Raw genomic sequence first — 16,860 nt, forward strand, 5'->3', positions numbered from 1 at the left:
ACATATGTTTATATATTGGGAACGAAGTTGTACGCCCATGTCGAGTCCCGACACAGGTTCCGGGAACGCTACACTCACACCGGAGCGACAGGACGATACTGACGAGGCGGAACAACTCCGCGCCGAACGCGACCACTGGCGTCACCTGTTCGACCAACTCGTTGCACAGTTCCCCGAACCTGTCATCGTCGTTGAGGACAGCGGACGGTTGACACACTGGAACGAAGAGCAGGCGGAGTTTATTGGGACCCCAAGGGCGGATGCCCTCGGCCGTCCCGCGCATGAAATCGTGGGTACAGAAGCAGTGACGGAGACCCTGGCCGAACAGGTCGCACGCACGGGGGAGGCCGTCCGGGAAACCGACATCCGGTCTGGGACCCACGACGATGGGTCCGACTGGCACGTGCGGGCGACAGCAGTGCCGCTGGTCGCGCCCACCGGTGACGTAGTCGGTTGTTTCGAATACGTTAGTCGTGTCACCGACCTCGTCGAACAGCGTGAGTCGATGCAGCAGGTCCAACAGAAAGTTAGCGAAGAACTCGAGACGTCGGTCACGGACCTCAACTCCGCCTCGGAACAGGTGACTCGGAATGCCGAGGAGATTGCCGACATCGCCGAAGAGGAAGCCGAACACATCGACGACGTCGACGAAGAGATACAGGCTTTGAGCGCGACGACCGAAGAAGTGGCATCGAGCGTCGAAACGATCAGTGCTCAGACCGACGATGCGGAAATACTGGCCGCGGACTCCGAGACTGCGACTGGTGACCTACTGGAGACAGTCGAATCTGTCACTGACGCGAGCGAACAGATGGCGAGCGATGCGACCGAACTGGCCGACCAGATAGCCGAAATCGACGACGTGGTCACCACCATCGACGACCTCGCCAAACAGATAAACATGCTGGCGCTGAACGCCTCAATCGAGGCCGCCCGTGCAGGTGAGGCCGGTGAAGGGTTCGCCGTGGTCGCAGACGAAGTAAAGAACTTGGCCGCGGAGTCCCAGGCGGAGGCCGACCGAATCGAGCGCTTGATACGCTCTGTCTCGGAGATAGCGGCTACGACTATCGACAGCGTCGAGGTGACGACCGAGATGGTGGCCGATATCGAGGCGAAGATACAGACGGTGAACGAGAACCAGCGGCAGATACAGACTTCGATTGCCGACGTATCCACGCAGTTACATCAGATAGCTGCTGCGACCGACGACCAAGCGACCAGCGCAGAGGAGATCGCGGCGCTGCTCGACACGACAGTCGAGGGGGTCAAACGAGTGGCCGACGAAATCGCCGAGCTCGCCGTGGCGAACCAGCGGCAGACTCAGCAAATCGCGCAGATACGTGCGAGCGTCGACTCCTTAGAGCGGAATCTCAATGAGGTCGTCGACACGGACTGAGTGCTACTCCTCCGCGCTGCCACAGACCAGGACCGGCCGGTGAGTGCCGAGAATCACGTCCTGTGTGACGCTCCCGAACAACGCTTTTCCAGCGGGGGTTCGCTTGCGGCCGCCCACGCATATCTGGTCGACGTCGTACTCCTCGGCGTGTTCGAGTATCTCCCCTGCCGGGTCGCCACTGGATTCGAGCAGTTCGACGGTAACGCCCGCGGCTTCGAGTCGGTCTTTCGTTTCCCTGACGGCCTCCACTTGGTGGACCGAGGCCCCTTCGGGATTGTTGTCGAAGACGTGGAGGAGGTAAGCCTCCGCGCCGTCGGCCGTCTCGACCATGTCTTCGATGGCTCGTATCTGTGCGTGTGCCTGCGGCAAGTCGTCGTCGAGCGCCAGTAGTACTCGTACCATGGGGTTGCCTTCGACGCAGATGCCCTTATATCCTCTGCGTGTTCCCGTACGACGACGTTCGTGATGGTCTTTAAGTGCATTTGGGTGGTAGCGTGTAACATGGGACGGAAAGGCGACTGGGCCTGCACTGGCTGGGATAACGGTGAATGCACGGCAACGCCGTACTGCCCGCCCCGTTGCCCTCGGTTCCGGGACCGCGAGGCCGTTCCCGGACTGGTTCGCCCCCAGCGGCCTGCGGACGTGGATGCGCTCGTCGAGATGTATCTCGGACTCGACCCCTCGGACCGGACCATGGGATTGCCCCCTGCTACCGAGACGGAACTCAGACGGTGGCTCGGCCGGTTTACCGAGGACGGGTGGAGCCTCGTCGCAGAGATGGGGTCGACCGTCGTCGGTCACACGGGCGTGACGCCGGGCGAGGCGGCCGCACCACATCTGGTCGTGTTCGTCGCGGACGACGCACAGGGGCGTGGTGTCGGCTCCGAACTCCTCCGGCAACTCGTAGCCTACGCGGCCGACCACGGTCACGAGGCACTCACGCTCACTGTCGAGGCGGACAACACCGCTGCGGTGACGGTGTACGACAATCTCGGGTTCGATGTGGTCGAACGATTCCGGGGCGAACTGGAGATGCGGCTCTCGCTCGACGAGCCGGTGGTAGGGCGCGTGCAGCGACCGCCAGCCGAGTGGGAGGGGTGAGAGCCCCAATCCCTAGTGATAGGACCGACCCAATATTGTTCGACTACACCGAACACATTTGGACGAGGCGACATGCAGGTTTTAGTCCCTTCCCCGAGGTTCACACTGTATGGAACGATCATTCGAGGGAACGACCCCGGAGATAGCAGACGAGGCGTTCGTTTCGGAGATGGCCTACGCCGTGGGTGACGTCGAAGTCGGGCCACGGTCCAGTATCTGGCCGTTCGTCTGTCTGCGCGGCGACGGCGGGGCCGTTACTGTCGGCGAGGAAACCAACGTCCAAGAGTTTAGCATGCTCCACGGTGCGACCCTCGGCGACGAGGTGACGGTCGGCCACGGGGCAGTCGTCGATTACGCCGATGTCCACGACCACTCGCTGGTCGGTATGGGCAGCGCCGTGATGGGCGGGGCGACGGTCGAGTCGAACTGCATCGTGGCGGCGAACGCGGTGGTTCGACAGGGACAGCGAGTGCCGGAGGGACACATGGCCTACGGAATCCCCGCTCAGACGCGTCCGCTCAGCGACGAACAGGTGGCACAGATAGGTGACACGCACGAGAACTACGTGGAACTCTCGGCCAGGTATCGCGGAACCGAGGCCGACGGCAACTGAACCGAGAAAAATAACAGTAGTACACTCGTTATATTTGAGTTGTGTGTGAAAAAATATGCAATATTCGACAGTATCGAACGGCTGGTGTCGATAGGGAGTCTTCGGGCCGAACTTTCAGCAATGTTTAATTGTGGCGTAACCGTTGTACGCGGTATGGAACGGACACAAAAGAACCAAAAGGGTATCAAATCCGACGAGACGCTGTTCGCTCTCGTCGAAACCCTCCGGGAATTAGACGGGGCTGGGGTGACGGAACTGGCCGACCGACTGGACATCGCAAAGAGCACGGTCCACGGGCACTTGACGAGCATGCGGGAGCACGGATACGTGGTGAAACGAGGGACTGAGTACCATCTCGGCCTGTCGTTTTTCCACTACGGACAGTACGTTAGAGGGCAACTGGGCATCTTCCGCTCGGGGATGCAGGCAGTGGACGAACTGGAGAAGGCCACCGGCGAGATGGCGTGGCTCATCACCCACGAGAACGGCAAAGCGATGTACATCTACGGACGCGGTGGCCAGAACGACATCGACATCAACACCATCCTCGGGACGTGGGCGTACATGCACTGTAACTCCGGTGGGAAGGCTATCTTGGCGCATCTCCCCGAAGAGGAGATTCACCGTATCGTCGACGAGCACGGCCTCCCGGCCCGGACCGAGAACACCATCACGACCCGCGAAGCGCTGTTCGACGAACTGGAACAGATTCGAGAACAGGGGTACGCGCTCAACCGGAGCGAGGACCTCAAAGGCGTCCACGCCATCGGTATCCCGCTGATGTTCGAACAGGAGATTCAGGGAGCTCTGAGCATCGCGGGTCCCGCACACCGACTCTCACAGGAGCGCTGTGAGGGCGAGGTGCTCGACCAGTTGCGAGCCGCCACTGACGAGATAGAGTTGAATCTGGCCTACCGCTGACGGCGTGAATCGGTGGGGCAGTACTGTCCACCCCACGCAGTCTCCGTCACAGAGCCCAACGAACAGTGAGCCGACGAACACGTAGCTAAGCGCCATCTGCACCCTGACCGCCCAACGAGGTGCGGCGACCACCGTCACCCCCGCGCACCCGAGGGCGGCGGCGACTGCGACGGCCGCCACGCGGGTGACGACGCCGCCGATGACGAGGCCGAGGACGACGAGCGCTGTCAGGGTGAACCAACCGACTGCGACCCGCGTGGCCCCATCGGAACCGAGGATGACGGGAAGGGTCCGTTTCCCGACGGTCCGGTCGAAGTCCGCGTCGAGACGGTCGATACCGACCTTGATACCGGCCAGCAACAGGGCGACGTTCGCGGCGACTGCGACAACGCCCGTCGTCACCACACCGGTCTGTGCGGCGAACCCGCCGACCAGCGTGAGTCCAATACCGACGGGGTAGTCGAGTGTGACGGGAACCGGGTGGGTGTCTAGGTACGGAGCGTGCAACAGCGCCAGCACCAGCAACGCGAGGACCGACGCCGCTGCGAGTAGGCCACTCGTCGCCGCCAATAGGGACGCAAAACCAAGCGTCACGGCGATTGCTGCTGCCGTGGCCCAGCGGTAGGTCGCCTCCGACAGACGCGGGACCTCCTCACCCCGGCGATGCCCGTCGACGAGGCCGTCTCGGAGGTGGGCGACGAACAAGGCCCCGCCGACGGCCGCGGCGTGTTGGGCCGCGAGACCCGCGCTCAGGCTCGGTGCCAAGAGCGCGCCACAGACCGACGTGGCGAGGACCGGCAGCATGAACACCGGTCGAACGTGGGCGGCCAGTCCGACGACCCGTCGTTCCATGGCCGGATTACTCGGGGGACGCTCATAAGCGGTCCCGTCCGCTTACGTGGGTGTAACCAGAACCATTAATACTCCACTTTGACTGATACACGGTAACAGAACTCCAATGAAACTCAGCGAGGCATTCGACCGGACTGTCCGGTGTTATCCCGACCAGACGGCTATCGTCACAGAGGACGGACGGCAGTTCACGTACGGGACGCTCGACGAACGACGCACCCGGTTGGCGAACGCCCTTCACGAGCGCGTCGGCGACGCTCGGTGTGCGGTACTGGCACTCAACGGACTCCCGGCAATCGAGTCGATGCTCGCGGGCCTCCAGCGCGGTGTCGGGACCGTCCAGTTGTCCTACCGCGCGACGGCGGGTGAACTGGAGCAGATGTCCGAGACGGCGTCCGCGAGCGCCCTCCTCTTCGACGACGCGAACGTCGATACCGCGCTGGAACTGCTGGACCGCCGCGAGTTCGAGGCCGCGATTCACGCCGGGGACCTAGACGTCGACCACGCGGCCGTCGAGTCGTACGAGTCGGTCCTCGCCGACGCCGACGCCGAACGGTCGGCCTCGCTACCGGTCGGCGAGGAGTGTGGTGTCCTGTACACCAGTGGGACCACGAGTACGCCGAAGGCCGTGCCCTTCGACCAAGAGCAACTCTGGTACGGTGCCATTCAGGTCGTGATGGAACACGGCATCGACGAGACCGACACCGCGCTGTGTACGACACCGTGGTATCACATGGTGACCACGGACGCGTGGCTGTACCCCCACTTCGTCGCGGGCGCGACGGTGGTGTTACACTCCGCGTTCGACCCGACGGAGGCGCTGGAACTCATCGAGGCCCACGACGTCACCGGCCTCCTCGCGGTCCCGACCCAACTCAGAGCGCTCAACGGCGTCCAACGCGAGGCCGACTACGACGTGGAAGCGTTGGACTACATCCGGACCGGCGGGGCCGTCGTCACCGAGGCGCTCGTCGAGTCGACGACGAAGCACCTCTCGGACGGCGTGTACAACACCTACGGGATGACCGAGGCCGGGCCGGACCTCACGTTCGCCCATCCGAGCCTCCAAGACGAGCACCCCGGCACTATCGGGAAAGCGTCGTTCTCGTGGGAGATTCGAGTCGTCGAGACCGCGCCGCTGGACGAGGACCCGGACCCCGAGGCGACCGTCGACGCTGGCGAGCGCGGCGAGATAATCGCCCGCGGCCCCGGCATGTCGACGGGGTACATCGACAACCCCGAGGCGGAGTCGAAGACGTACTTCGACGGATGGCTCCGCACCCGCGACGTGGCGACGGTCGACGAGGACGGCTACCTCTACATCGTCGACCGGGTGGACAACATGATAGTCAGCGGCGGGGAAAACGTCTACCCCGCTGAGGTCGAGGCGGCCATCGAGCGCCACCCGGAGGTCGAGGAAGTCTGTGTCTTCGGCCTCGACGACGAGCAGTGGGGGTCGGTGGTCACCGCCGTCGTCGTCACCGACGGCGACCTCTCGGCGGACGAACTGGACGACTACTGTCTGGAGACCGACTCACTGGCGGACTTTAAACGACCCAGAGAGTACGCCATCACCGGAACCCCGCTCCCGCGGACGGACACGGGGACCGTCCTCCGAAGCGACCTCGTGGCCGAACACTTCCCCGACCGGTAGTTCAGAACAACAGGGAGAAGATGGCTATCTGAACCGGGACGAGTAAGAGGAGCGTGGCGAGCGAGCAGATGCTCGCCATCTTCGTCAGTTCCACGGAGTCGACGACGTCCAGTCCGAGGATAGCCACCAGGACGGCCGATTGATACGGGAAAAAGTAGGCGTTGAGCGCGACGGCCTCCGTCATCGCAACGGGTACCAGCGGGATACCGGCGCTGGCGGCGAAGGAGACCAGTACCGGCGTGAGAACGCTGGCGACGGCCAACCCCTCCATCACGAGAGTCAGCGCGAGCGCCGCCACGACCACGACGGCGAGGACCAGCGGCAGCGACGGGTCGGCCGGGAGCGTCGAGAGGAGGCGGTTCGCGGCGAGGTCGGTGAAGGCTGTCTGTCGAAGCCCCTCAGCGATGGCGAAGATGGCACCGAGGAAGAACAGGATGGAGAAGTCGGCGTCACCGACGGCGTCGGCCCCGACCACGCCGACCCGTGGTGCGAACGCCAACAGGGTCACCACCACCGCGCCGAACAGCGGGTGGAGTCCGTGGACGAAGTCCGTCGCCCAGATGGCGACACCGAGGAGGAGGAACAGTAGCATCCGCCGCTCTCGTGCGGTCGTCGTAACGCCCTCGCCCCGGTCCGGCGCAGTCACGGCGTCCCGGTCGCGCGGGCGGTACAGGACGTACGTGATGGCGACGATGAGCGCCACGCGGCCGACACCCATCACGGGACCGAGCCACAGCGTCCACTCGGTCCACGTGATGGCCGGACCGCCGCTCGACTCGACGAGGCCCGCGACGATGATGTTGGCGAGCGACCCCGTGAGTACTCCAGAAGACCCGTAAAACGTCGCGAACAGGGGGCCGAGGAAGATGCCGATCTTCGCTCGCCGTTCGTCGAACAGGCCACCTAACGACTGGAGGATTGGTGCGAGGATGAGCACGCGAACCAGCGAGGACGGGACCAGCACCGCCAGCGCGAGACTGCCGAACGACAGCACCACCAGCAGGTACCGGTAGGCCTCGGTGGCGTCGGTCGCCACGGCCGCGGGCATTCGGTGTAGCGCCAGTCGCTCGACGAGACTCGCTAGCCCGCTCTGACGGGTCGCCTCGCCGATGAGGATGCCCACGACGACCAGCCACGTGGCTGGCGATTGGAACCCGGTCAGCGCGAGGTCCGTCGAGAACGTCACTCCGATGAGCGCCACGCCGACCAACGCGGTGAACCACGGTTCGACCGGCGTCCCGACCCACAGCGCGACACAGAACAGCGTGATGGCGAGCATCCGGGCCGCACCGACCGTGAGGGGTGCGAACCGGAGGACCGCACCCGCCGCGAGCAGGCCGGCCGGAACGGAGAGCCACGCCGGGTCGACGCTGCGGAGGGGAGTAACGGGACTCGCAGTTTCGTCCGACATTCTGGGTACCGTGTGCCACACGAGGGACCACTATCAGCGTATCGGTGCCGAAAGAGGCTTGCGGGTGCCGACCCACACATCGAGTGATATGCCTACAGAGATTGTGCCGGACGTGTACGACATCACCGTCGGGACCGGTCGGGACGCCCGCTGGCGCGTCTACCTGTTCGACGGCGAGATACCGACGCTCGTGGATACTGGTTTCGAAGACACGGTCGAGACAGTCGCCGACGCCGTAGACGACCTCGGCATCGTGCCCGAACGCGTCGTCGTCACGCACGGGGACCCCGACCACATCGGCGGCCTCGCCGGGTTGGTCGACCGCTACGACCTCGAAACGTGGGTCCCCACAGGCGTCGAGACCGACGTGGCCGTCGACCACAGATACGGCGACGGCGACCGAATCGGCCAATTCGTCGCGGTCCACGTCCCCGGACACACCGCCGAACACCACGTGCTGGTCGACGAGGAGCGCGGTATCGCGGTACTCGGGGACGCGCTGTTCGGGTCGGACGCTCGCGGCCTCCCGGCCGGGTATTTCGTCCTCCCGACGGCCTTTTTCTCGGCGGACGTGGCCGCCGCCGACGAGAACCTCGAACGCCTGTTGGACTACGAGTTCGACGTGGGACTGGTGTACCACGGGTCCAGCGTCACGGAGAACGCGAGCGAGAAGATAGCGTCGTTCGTCGACTTCGCCGGAAAGCCGTCGTGAGCGGTGGGTCCGTTCAGTCCCCGGATACCGCGCTCGACAGGTCCTCGTTCGCGTGTTCGCCGAGGTACGCCTCGATGACCTCGTCGTCGTTCTGAATCTGGTCGGGCGTCCCCTCCGCGATGAGACGGCCGTTGTTCAGGACCATGACTCGCTCGCTGACGGTCATCAGCGCGCGCATCACGTGGTCGATGAGGAAGACGGTCTTGCCCTCGTCTTTGATGTCGCCGATGAGGTCGACGATGTCCTCGGTCTCCTCGGGGTCGAGGCCGCCCGCCACCTCGTCGAACAGGACGAGGTCCGGGTCAGTCGCCAACACACGAGCGATTTCCAGTCGCTTCAGTTGCCCGACGCTCAGTTCGCCCGGTTCACTGTACTGGAGGTCCGCGAGGTCGACGAACTCCAACATCTCTCGGGCACGCCCGCGAACGTCGTCGAACTCCCGGCCGCCGAACTCCGCCCCGACGGCGACGTTCTCCAGCAGGGTCATGCTCTCGAACGGCCGGACGATTTGGTGGGTCTTCGCGAGGCCGCGGTGACAAATCTCGTGAGGGGATTTGCCGGTTATCTCGTCGCCGTCGAAGAACACGCGTCCCTCGGTCGGTTCGTGGACGCCGGTGATGGTTCGGAACAGCGTGGACTTCCCGGCACCATTCGGGCCGATGAGGCCCACCGCCTCGCCGCGTTCGACGGAGAAGGATACGTCGTCGATGGCGACGACGCCGCCGAACTTCTTGGTCAAGTTCTGCCCTTCCAGTAGCGTCATTAGCAACTGATTCCCTATCCATTCAGATAAACCTACCCCTGTCACTTCGTCACGAGGGAAAACGCTTTGAGCCAGTTGGCTCAACTAACGGCCGTGACTCTCAGACAGATGTTCGAACCGTCGGCCGTGGCCGTCGTCGGCGCCTCGAAGACGGAGGGAAAAATCGGCTACGAGGCGATGGCGAACGCGAGCGAGTTCGACGGTGCAGTCTATCCCGTCAACCCGTCCAGCGACGGGGAGTTATTCGGCGCGTCGTTCGTCGACTCGGTGACCGATATCGACGACGACGTTGACCTCGCGCTCTGTTGCGTTCCGGGGCCGGCGACGCCGGACGTACTCGAAGAGTGCGGCGAGGCCGGCATCGGCGCGGCCGTCATCTACGCCGGTGGCTTCGCCGAGGCAGGACCGGAGGGCGAGGAGTTACAGGCGGCGGTCGTCGAGACGGCCGACGAGTACGGCATCTCCCTGCTCGGCCCGAACACGAGCGGGTTCGTCGTCCCCGCGACCGACCTCCTGTGTTCGTTCGCCAGCGGCGCTGAGAAGGTCCCTCCCGGGAACACCGCCGTCATCGCCCAGAGCGGAGGCGTCGCACACGTACTGGCGTTCCAGTCCCGTCGACAGGGGCGCGGCGTCTCGGCGATGGTGGGCCTCGGCAACCGCGCGAACGTCGGATTCACCGAGACAATCGAGTATTTCGACGCCGACGACCGGACCGACGCAATCGTCCTCCACGTCGAAGGAACCGACGACGGCCGTGGTCTCCTCGAAGCGTGCCGCGCCAGCGACACGCCGGTCGTCGCCTACAAGGTGGGCCAGTCGGACGTGGGCGAGTTCGCCGAGTCACACACCGGGGCCCTCACCGGTGACCACGAACTGTACACGGCCGGATTCGCCCAGTACGGTGTGCCGACGGTGGACGCGACGGACGACCTCCTCGATGCCGCCGCGGCGCTCGGCGACTCACCGGAACCGGACGGCCCGAACGTCGGCGTCGTTACCGCTCAGGCCGGGCCGGGCATCATCATCACCGACCGTATCCAGCGCGCCGGTGGCCGACTCCCCGAGTTGACCCGGGAGACGCGGGACCGAATCGACGACGTCCTGCCGGGCCTCACCTACACCGGCAATCCGGTGGACACGGGTCGGCCGATGCCGGAGTTCGGTGACGTGGTCACCGCCGTCGCCGAGGACGACACCGTCGACATCGTTCTCGTCTACGAACTGTTCGAGCAGGCGCTGGGGTTCCCCGTCGAGGCGCTCGACGGACTCGCCGAGCGCGTGGACAAACCGGTGCTGTTCGCCACCGACGGTATCGAAGAGGACATGGCCGAGGACGTGGCGGCGTTGTCGGACGTAGGCGTCCCCCTGTTCGAGACGCCGGAGCGGGCCGCCGACGCCGCGGCCGTCCTCGCTCGCTACGCCGAGATGCACACTCTCGCGGGGGCCGGGGAGGTGGTCGCCGATGAGTGAGGCCGACGACCCCATTGCCGCCGCTCGGGCGGACGGGAGACGGACGTTGACCGAAGCGGAGGGGAAGCGACTCCTCGCGGACGCGGGCGTGGAGACACCGGCCTTCGCAGTCTGTTCGACCGCCGACGAGGCCGTCGAGGCGGCCGCGGACATCGGGTATCCGGTCGTCGTGAAGGTGTCGTCGCCGTCGGTCACCCACAAGAGCGAGTGGGCCGACGGGGCGGGTGTCGTCGTCGGCGTCGAGTCGGCCGAGGGCGTGCGTGACGCGGCGGACGGAGTCTTCGAGGCGGCCGCCGAGCAGGGAATCGACGCGGATGTCCTCGTCGAAGCGGCCGCGGACGTCGATGCCGGAACGGAGGTCATCGTCGGCGGGTTGCGCGACCCGTCGTTCGGGCCGGTGGTACTGACGGGACTGGGCGGCGTGTTCACCGAGGTGTTCGAGGACACCAGCCACAGAATCGCACCCATCGACGCCGCCGAGGCGCGGTCGGCTATCGAGGACCTACAGGCCGCACGGTTACTGGACGGGTATCGCGGGAGCGACCCGGCCGACGTAGATGCGCTCGCCAACGTGGTGGCGACCGCTGGCGACCTCGTGACCGAGTACCCCATCGCGGAACTGGACGTCAACCCGGTGCTTGCGTCGGCCGACGGGGCCGTCGCACTGGACGCACTCGTCGTTTTGGAGGCGGACGCCGAGACGGAGGCGGAGGGTGAGCGATGAGCTACGAACGCGTCTGGACGGTTCGGTTCTCCGATACCGACCCGTTCGGTATCGCCCACTACCCGCGAATCGTCGACGCCCTCCACGAGACGTCGGACATGTTCATGGAGGACATCGGCTATCCGTTCTGGGAGATATCGCAGGACCAGGGTTTCGGCCTGCCGCTCGTCGAGATGAACTTCGAGTTCGCGTCACCTGTCGAGGCCGGTGACGAGGTGACCATCGCGTTGACTCCCGACGTTGGCGACCGGAGCGTACGATTCGAGTACACCGCGACCTGCGAGGGAACCGTCGCCTTCGAAGGGTACGAACAGCGGGTCTGTGCCGAACACGGCGGCGGCGGTGCCATCGACGTGCCGGACGGGATACGAGATGCGATGGCTGCCTACGCTGTGGAGTGACTGTCCGCGGGTGAAAGTATGATTCTGAGGTAACGAAGCGTTTTTACCGATTCCCCAACGTTGTATCGATATGGCGGAATTCGAGAACCCCTACGCCGAGGAAGACCCATTCGTAGAGGCCCACTTCGACTGTCTGGACTGTGGCGGGAAACTCTGGGAGTACGCCATTCAGCGGCAGATGGTCTGTGAGGACTGTCGGTCGGTGTTCGCCTCCGACGACATCTTCGAGGCTCAGGTGTAGCCCAGAGAAAACGACGTGCCGTGCGACGCGGACGCCTGAGTTTCTCTATACGGAAATAGCCGCGCGGCCGAAAACGCCGTTATGAGCGTTTTCAAGCCCGCTCTACGGGGTCTGTCCAGTACACTTATGATGGTGGTGTGCTAACGTGTAGATACACTATGGCCCAGACAGAGCCAGAGGATCAGGAGTTGGAAGAGCAACTCGAGTTGAGCACAGATACACGGAATATCCTCGAGGAGCACAACCTCCGTCCGCTGTGGGAGGTCGAAGACGACTTCGGGAACACCATCGACGACCTCGAAGCGGACATCTGGAAGTGGGAGGACATCCAGGCCGCTATCGACGGCGTCGAAGACGACGTTCCGATAGCCGACCTGCCGCCGGGCTTCCAGCGCCGCGTGGCCGTCCCCATCAACGCCTCGTTCGGGAACGCCATCTCGAACACGATTTACGTCGGCGTCCAGACCGTCTCGCCGGGCGAGACGGCCCCCTCGCATCGACACGGTGCGAACGCACTTCGGTTCACCATCGACGGGAGCGAGGACATGAAAACCGTGGTCGCGGGCGAGGAGTTCCCGATGAAGGACAACGACCTCATCACCACGCCCCAGTGGGAGTGGCACGACCACGTCAACGACTCCGACGAGACGGCCGCGTGGCTCGACGTGCTGGACCTGCCGCTGGTGCTGGATTCGCTGAATGCCCGCAACACGTTCGAGAACCACGAACTCGAACGCCAACCGGTCACGAAGACACAGGGCTACTGGGACTCCCAGTACGGTCGCGGCCGCCCGGAGGACGAAACGAAAGACGGCAGCATCCCCGGCCCCTTCGAGGGCATCCGCGAGGCCACGCCGCCGTACCGCTTCGGGTGGGCAGAGATGGTCGAGTCGCTCCACCAGCGGGCCGAGAACGACGAGGCGGACCCATACGACGGGTACAGCCTCTCGTACGTCAACCCGGCCACCGGGTCGCCACCGCTGTTCCCGACGATGTCGTTCCGCGCGCAGTTGCTACAGGAGGCGACCGACCCGCACTTCCACAACGCGACGGAAGTCTACTTCGTGGTCGAGGGCGAGGGCGCGACCCACGTCGACGACGAGGCCTTGGAGTGGAGCGAACGCGACATCTTCGTGGTCCCGCCGGATGCGACACACCACCACGAACCAGACGGTGACGAGGCCATCCTGCTGGGGATGACCGACCGGCCGGTGTTCGAGGCGATGAACTTCTACGCCGAGGCCAGCCCTTCGTCGTAACTATCTCGGCGACGCACTGGCGGCATCTCCGGACCTATATGGCTGTTTCCGTGGTATTCCACCGCACAATAACGGGTATCTTTATAATCAATCATCTTCATCAGCCTATACGGTATGGTCAACGACGAAAGCCCAGTCACACGTCGGTCGTATCTCAAAGGAACTGCCGGTGCTGCTGCGATGGCAGGACTCGCAGGTTGTGCGTTCGGCGGTAGCGGTGGTGGCGGTGACGACACGTTAACGATAGCCGGTACGATTCCCGAAACCGGGGCGTTCTCCTCGCTCGGGCAGGATTTGCGCCGCGGGTACGAACTCGGGCACGCCCGGATGAACGAACAGCTAGACCGCGACGTCGAACTCATCCTGCAGGACGACGAGAGCGACGCCCAGACGCTCCGGCAGAACCTCCAGCAGATGACCAGCAACAACGACGTCAACATGATTTGGGGAAGCTTCTCCAGTCTGCTGGTCACCGCGGGGAGTGCCTTCGCCGAGAATCAGAACCTCCCGTTCCTCGGCATCGCGTTCGCCTACGAGGAGCCACACCGCAACGATAACTACGAGTGGACGTACGCGCCGTTCCCGAAATCGAGGGACGTTGCCCGGTCGACGCTGGGAACCCTCGAACTCATCCCCGAAGGCGAGCGCCCGAGCCGTGTCGGCATCTGGGAGCCAAACTCCGGGTGGGGCAAAGAGCAGGCCGACTACTGGGAGAACCGACTGGGTGACGCTGGGTACGACATCGTCCTGCGCGAGACGTTCGAAATCGGCTCGCAGGACTTCTCGACGCTCATCAGCCAGTCCCAGAGCGCCGACGTCGAGGTGCTGCTGTCGAACCCAACGCCGGGCGGCGGTATCACGGCTGTCAACCAGATGCAGTCCAACAACTGGTCGCCGAAGATGCTCAAGTTCGTCCGCGGGGCGGACCCGTCCGCCTGGTGGTCTGCGCTCGGGAACGCCGGTGCCTACGCCCTCATGTGTCCCGGCTGGGTGCCCGGTCTGACGGGCAACGGCAACCAACGGCTCCGGGAGACCTACATGAGCGAGTACGAGACCGAGAGCCAGTACATGCCGGTCAACGTCGGTGGGTCGTACAACCTGACGCAGGTCGCACTCCAGGCGGTGCAGGCCGCCGGGTCCACCGAGGCCGAGGCCATCCAAAGTGCGCTCCGCAGCGAGACGTTCCAGACGGTCATCGGCGAGTTCGGGTTCGAGGACAACGGCCTCCCCGCGGAGGGCGACCTGACCGCGCCGACGGGGCAGTGGTGGGAGGGTGCACAGCGACTTGCCTACCCGAACACCGGGTCTCAGCGCGCGCTGGAGTTCAAGTACCCCATCCCACCGTGGAGCGAACGGTGAGTCGCACATGGTAGCTGGCGAACTCGTCTCACAGTCTATCGTCAACGGGATACTGCTCGGCGGTATCTACGCCGTCGCAGCGCTGGGCCTGTCGCTCGTGTTCGGTATCATGGACATCGTCAACCTCGCGCACGGCCACATGCTGATGGTCGGCGCGTACGTCGCCATCCTCGTGTTCGCGGCGACGGGCATCACCCCGCTGATCGGGATGTTCATCGCGATGGGTTTGTTGTTCCTCCTCGGTATCGTCCTCCAGAAGGTGCTGTTGAAACACGTCGTCGGCGAAGGCCTCGAACAACCTATCATCGTGCTGTTCGGCCTCGCGCTGATACTCCAGAACATCGGCCAACTCGTGCTCGGCGGTGACGCGCGGACGGCCGACCTCGGCATCCCCGGCAACGGCATCGACCTCGGATTCGCCTTCCTCTCCCTGCCGCGGACGGTGACGTTCGTCGTGGCTGTCGTCCTCATCGCCGGGACGTGGGCGTTCCTGCAGTACACCCGGACCGGACAGGCCATCCGCGCGACGGCGCAGAACCGGACCGCGGCCCGGTACATGGGCATCGACACCGACCGCATCTACGTCATCACGCTCGGTATCGGGACGGCGCTCGCGGGTGCGGCCGGGGCACTGCTCTCGATGCTGTTCCCCATCAACCCCTTCGTCGGGTGGTCGTACCTGCTGAAGGCCTTCGCCGTCGTCGTGCTGGGCGGGGTCGGGAGCATCCTCGGAACGCTCGTCGGTGGCGTCATCCTCGGCGTCTCCGAGAACCTCGGTGCGCTGTATCTGGGTGGCGGATACCGCAACGTCGTGAGCCTGCTCATCTTCCTCGGCGTGTTGCTGCTCAAACCCGAGGGGCTGTTCGGTACGGGCGGTGGTGGCGAATGAGTTTCCTCGAACGGCACCCCGAGGAATCGCTGCTGTCCAACCGCCGTCTCCAGGCAGTCATCGGCGTCGTACTGCTGGCGCTGCTCGCGGTGCCGTTCACGACGACGGACGCGCTGACCGGCCTCATACTCACGGGACTGGTGTTCGTGATGCTGGGCGTCTCGTGGAACCTGCTCGCGGGGTACGCGGGACAGATTTCGCTGGGTCACGCCGCCTTTTTCGGCATGGGCGCGTTCGTCGCAGCGTGGCTGACGACGCCCTCCGCAGCGGGGTTCCCGGCGTCGATACAGCTACCGATACTGGTCGCGGTCGCGGTGGGCGGCGTGGCCGCCGCACTCATCGCGTTGGTCATCGGCCCCATCATCTTCCGTCTGAGCGGGCACTACTTCGCAATCGGGACCCTCGCGCTGGCGGCGGTCATCGAACTGGTGATGCTGGACCAGCGTGGTCTCACCGGCGGGTCGACCGGGTACTACGTACAGGGAGACCTCGCAATTAACGAGTTCGTCGGCCACGGGGACGTGATGTTCCTGTTGACGCTCGTCGCGACGGTCATCACCGTCGCTGTGACCTACCGCATCGTCCGTGGCGCGGGCGGACTGGGCATGAAAGCGATTCACGACGACGAGGAGGCCGCGAGCAGCCTCGGCGTCAACCCGCTAAAGTACAAGATGTACGCCTTCGTCGTCTCGTCGTTCTTCGCCGGACTCGCGGGCGGCCTTTACGGCCACTACACGCTGTACATCAACCCCGAGTCAACGCTCGCGGTGACGTGGACCATCGACTCGCTGGTCATCGTCATCCTCGGCGGGATGGGGACGTTCGCTGGCCCGCTTCTCGGCGCGGCCCTGTTCCTGCTCTTGGACACCGGGCTCGCCGCTATCGTCGGGAGCGTCGCCACGTCCATCGAGGGCGCGCTCATCATCCTGTTCATCATCTTCCTCCCACAGGGGCTGTACGGCCTCGCGGAGGACTACCTCATCACCGACATCGGTGGCGGTGGGGCGGCAACTTCCCCGCAGTCGGAGGAGTCGCGACCGGCGGCGGACGCGGTGCCCGACGAGGACTGAGCGGCCGCTCACCGCTTTTGACGC

18 protein-coding genes are annotated in these 16,860 nt (G+C 64.7%); 14 read left to right on the plus strand and 4 right to left on the minus strand.

The genetic code is table 11. The features are described 5' to 3' along the window. The first annotated feature begins 37 nt into the window (after positions 1-37). Complete coding sequence (locus NJQ44_RS18810; protein WP_254274439.1) at positions 38-1,396, plus strand: methyl-accepting chemotaxis protein; 1,359 nt, start codon at positions 38-40, stop codon at positions 1,394-1,396. A 3-nt stretch (positions 1,397-1,399) separates the two neighbouring features. Here NJQ44_RS18810 and NJQ44_RS18815 read toward each other — a convergent pair whose 3' ends face one another. Then, the gene (locus NJQ44_RS18815) at positions 1,400-1,798 is read right to left on the minus strand and encodes a universal stress protein (RefSeq protein WP_254274440.1); all 399 of its coding nucleotides are present in this window, start codon (positions 1,796-1,798) and stop codon (positions 1,400-1,402) included. Positions 1,799-1,897: 99 nt separating this feature from the next. Between NJQ44_RS18815 and NJQ44_RS18820 the strand changes: the two genes are divergently transcribed. From NJQ44_RS18820 to NJQ44_RS18830, 3 genes are all read left to right on the plus strand, one after another. Beyond that, positions 1,898-2,497 (plus strand): GNAT family N-acetyltransferase, encoded by a 600-nt coding sequence (locus tag NJQ44_RS18820; protein WP_254274441.1) that lies wholly within the window; start codon positions 1,898-1,900, stop codon positions 2,495-2,497. A gap of 109 nt (positions 2,498-2,606) precedes the next feature. Further along, on the plus strand, positions 2,607-3,110 hold the full coding sequence (locus NJQ44_RS18825) for a gamma carbonic anhydrase family protein (RefSeq protein ID WP_254274442.1): 504 nt from the start codon (positions 2,607-2,609) through the stop codon (positions 3,108-3,110). Positions 3,111-3,263: 153 nt separating this feature from the next. Continuing rightward, complete coding sequence (locus NJQ44_RS18830) at positions 3,264-4,031, plus strand: IclR family transcriptional regulator (RefSeq protein WP_254274443.1); 768 nt, start codon at positions 3,264-3,266, stop codon at positions 4,029-4,031. On the opposite strand, the gene NJQ44_RS18835 is transcribed toward NJQ44_RS18830, so the two are convergent. Then, positions 3,948-4,883 carry a UbiA prenyltransferase family protein gene (locus NJQ44_RS18835; RefSeq protein WP_254274444.1) on the minus strand — a complete coding sequence of 312 codons (936 nt, stop codon included), beginning with the start codon at positions 4,881-4,883 and terminating at the stop codon, positions 3,948-3,950. The two genes, NJQ44_RS18830 and NJQ44_RS18835, sit on opposite strands and share 84 nt — an antisense overlap. Positions 4,884-4,989: 106 nt before the next feature. On the opposite strand from NJQ44_RS18835, the gene NJQ44_RS18840 reads away from it, so the two are divergent. Continuing rightward, the gene (locus tag NJQ44_RS18840; RefSeq protein WP_254274445.1) at positions 4,990-6,537 is read left to right on the plus strand and encodes a class I adenylate-forming enzyme family protein; all 1,548 of its coding nucleotides are present in this window, start codon (positions 4,990-4,992) and stop codon (positions 6,535-6,537) included. Position 6,538: 1 nt separating this feature from the next. Here NJQ44_RS18840 and NJQ44_RS18845 read toward each other — a convergent pair whose 3' ends face one another. After that, on the minus strand, positions 6,539-7,948 hold the full coding sequence (locus tag NJQ44_RS18845; RefSeq protein ID WP_254274446.1) for an SLC13 family permease: 1,410 nt from the start codon (positions 7,946-7,948) through the stop codon (positions 6,539-6,541). 88 nt (positions 7,949-8,036) lie between these two features. Between NJQ44_RS18845 and NJQ44_RS18850 the strand changes: the two genes are divergently transcribed. Beyond that, the gene (locus NJQ44_RS18850) at positions 8,037-8,660 is read left to right on the plus strand and encodes an MBL fold metallo-hydrolase (RefSeq protein ID WP_254274447.1); all 624 of its coding nucleotides are present in this window, start codon (positions 8,037-8,039) and stop codon (positions 8,658-8,660) included. Positions 8,661-8,673: 13 nt separating this feature from the next. Here the strand turns inward: NJQ44_RS18850 and NJQ44_RS18855 are convergent, their stop codons facing one another. Continuing rightward, positions 8,674-9,423 carry an ABC transporter ATP-binding protein gene (locus tag NJQ44_RS18855; protein WP_254274448.1) on the minus strand — a complete coding sequence of 250 codons (750 nt, stop codon included), beginning with the start codon at positions 9,421-9,423 and terminating at the stop codon, positions 8,674-8,676. A 93-nt stretch (positions 9,424-9,516) separates the two neighbouring features. Between NJQ44_RS18855 and NJQ44_RS18860 the strand changes: the two genes are divergently transcribed. From NJQ44_RS18860 to NJQ44_RS18895, 8 genes are all read left to right on the plus strand, one after another. Further along, positions 9,517-10,893 (plus strand): CoA-binding protein, encoded by a 1,377-nt coding sequence (locus tag NJQ44_RS18860; RefSeq protein ID WP_254274449.1) that lies wholly within the window; start codon positions 9,517-9,519, stop codon positions 10,891-10,893. After that, entirely contained in the window at positions 10,886-11,617 is a 732-nt protein-coding gene (locus NJQ44_RS18865) for an acetate--CoA ligase family protein (RefSeq protein ID WP_254274450.1), read from the plus strand. Before NJQ44_RS18860 ends, NJQ44_RS18865 begins: the two co-directional genes overlap by 8 nt. Further along, complete coding sequence (locus tag NJQ44_RS18870) at positions 11,614-12,018, plus strand: acyl-CoA thioesterase (RefSeq protein ID WP_254274451.1); 405 nt, start codon at positions 11,614-11,616, stop codon at positions 12,016-12,018. Before NJQ44_RS18865 ends, NJQ44_RS18870 begins: the two co-directional genes overlap by 4 nt. A 70-nt stretch (positions 12,019-12,088) precedes the next feature. Further along, entirely contained in the window at positions 12,089-12,259 is a 171-nt protein-coding gene (locus tag NJQ44_RS18875; RefSeq protein WP_254274452.1) for a hypothetical protein, read from the plus strand. A 158-nt stretch (positions 12,260-12,417) separates the two neighbouring features. Next, complete coding sequence (locus tag NJQ44_RS18880) at positions 12,418-13,518, plus strand: cupin domain-containing protein (RefSeq protein ID WP_254274453.1); 1,101 nt, start codon at positions 12,418-12,420, stop codon at positions 13,516-13,518. 114 nt (positions 13,519-13,632) lie between these two features. Further along, complete coding sequence (locus NJQ44_RS18885; protein WP_254274454.1) at positions 13,633-14,877, plus strand: amino acid ABC transporter substrate-binding protein; 1,245 nt, start codon at positions 13,633-13,635, stop codon at positions 14,875-14,877. Positions 14,878-14,884: 7 nt separating this feature from the next. Then, on the plus strand, positions 14,885-15,766 hold the full coding sequence (locus NJQ44_RS18890) for a branched-chain amino acid ABC transporter permease (RefSeq protein WP_254274455.1): 882 nt from the start codon (positions 14,885-14,887) through the stop codon (positions 15,764-15,766). Further along, positions 15,763-16,836: a branched-chain amino acid ABC transporter permease gene (locus NJQ44_RS18895; protein ID WP_254274456.1), complete on the plus strand. Its 1,074-nt coding sequence runs from the start codon at positions 15,763-15,765 to the stop codon at positions 16,834-16,836. The genes NJQ44_RS18890 and NJQ44_RS18895 overlap by 4 nt, the downstream gene beginning before the upstream one ends. Positions 16,837-16,860: the final 24 nt, after the last annotated feature.

It is taken from the genome of Haloarcula marina, from assembly GCF_024218775.1.
GTDB lineage: Archaea > Halobacteriota > Halobacteria > Halobacteriales > Haloarculaceae > Haloarcula > Haloarcula marina.

Coding starts and splice junctions, on each gene's coding strand:
- NJQ44_RS18810 (WP_254274439.1), top strand. CDS start 38: ATGTCGAGTCCCGACACAGGTTCCGGGAACGCTACACTCACACCGGAG.
- NJQ44_RS18815 (WP_254274440.1), bottom strand. CDS start 1,798: ATGGTACGAGTACTACTGGCGCTCGACGACGACTTGCCGCAGGCACAC.
- NJQ44_RS18820 (WP_254274441.1), top strand. CDS start 1,898: ATGGGACGGAAAGGCGACTGGGCCTGCACTGGCTGGGATAACGGTGAA.
- NJQ44_RS18825 (WP_254274442.1), top strand. CDS start 2,607: ATGGAACGATCATTCGAGGGAACGACCCCGGAGATAGCAGACGAGGCG.
- NJQ44_RS18830 (WP_254274443.1), top strand. CDS start 3,264: ATGGAACGGACACAAAAGAACCAAAAGGGTATCAAATCCGACGAGACG.
- NJQ44_RS18835 (WP_254274444.1), bottom strand. CDS start 4,883: ATGGAACGACGGGTCGTCGGACTGGCCGCCCACGTTCGACCGGTGTTC.
- NJQ44_RS18840 (WP_254274445.1), top strand. CDS start 4,990: ATGAAACTCAGCGAGGCATTCGACCGGACTGTCCGGTGTTATCCCGAC.
- NJQ44_RS18845 (WP_254274446.1), bottom strand. CDS start 7,948: ATGTCGGACGAAACTGCGAGTCCCGTTACTCCCCTCCGCAGCGTCGAC.
- NJQ44_RS18850 (WP_254274447.1), top strand. CDS start 8,037: ATGCCTACAGAGATTGTGCCGGACGTGTACGACATCACCGTCGGGACC.
- NJQ44_RS18855 (WP_254274448.1), bottom strand. CDS start 9,423: ATGACGCTACTGGAAGGGCAGAACTTGACCAAGAAGTTCGGCGGCGTC.
- NJQ44_RS18865 (WP_254274450.1), top strand. CDS start 10,886: ATGAGTGAGGCCGACGACCCCATTGCCGCCGCTCGGGCGGACGGGAGA.
- NJQ44_RS18870 (WP_254274451.1), top strand. CDS start 11,614: ATGAGCTACGAACGCGTCTGGACGGTTCGGTTCTCCGATACCGACCCG.
- NJQ44_RS18875 (WP_254274452.1), top strand. CDS start 12,089: ATGGCGGAATTCGAGAACCCCTACGCCGAGGAAGACCCATTCGTAGAG.
- NJQ44_RS18880 (WP_254274453.1), top strand. CDS start 12,418: ATGGCCCAGACAGAGCCAGAGGATCAGGAGTTGGAAGAGCAACTCGAG.
- NJQ44_RS18885 (WP_254274454.1), top strand. CDS start 13,633: ATGGTCAACGACGAAAGCCCAGTCACACGTCGGTCGTATCTCAAAGGA.
- NJQ44_RS18890 (WP_254274455.1), top strand. CDS start 14,885: ATGGTAGCTGGCGAACTCGTCTCACAGTCTATCGTCAACGGGATACTG.
- NJQ44_RS18895 (WP_254274456.1), top strand. CDS start 15,763: ATGAGTTTCCTCGAACGGCACCCCGAGGAATCGCTGCTGTCCAACCGC.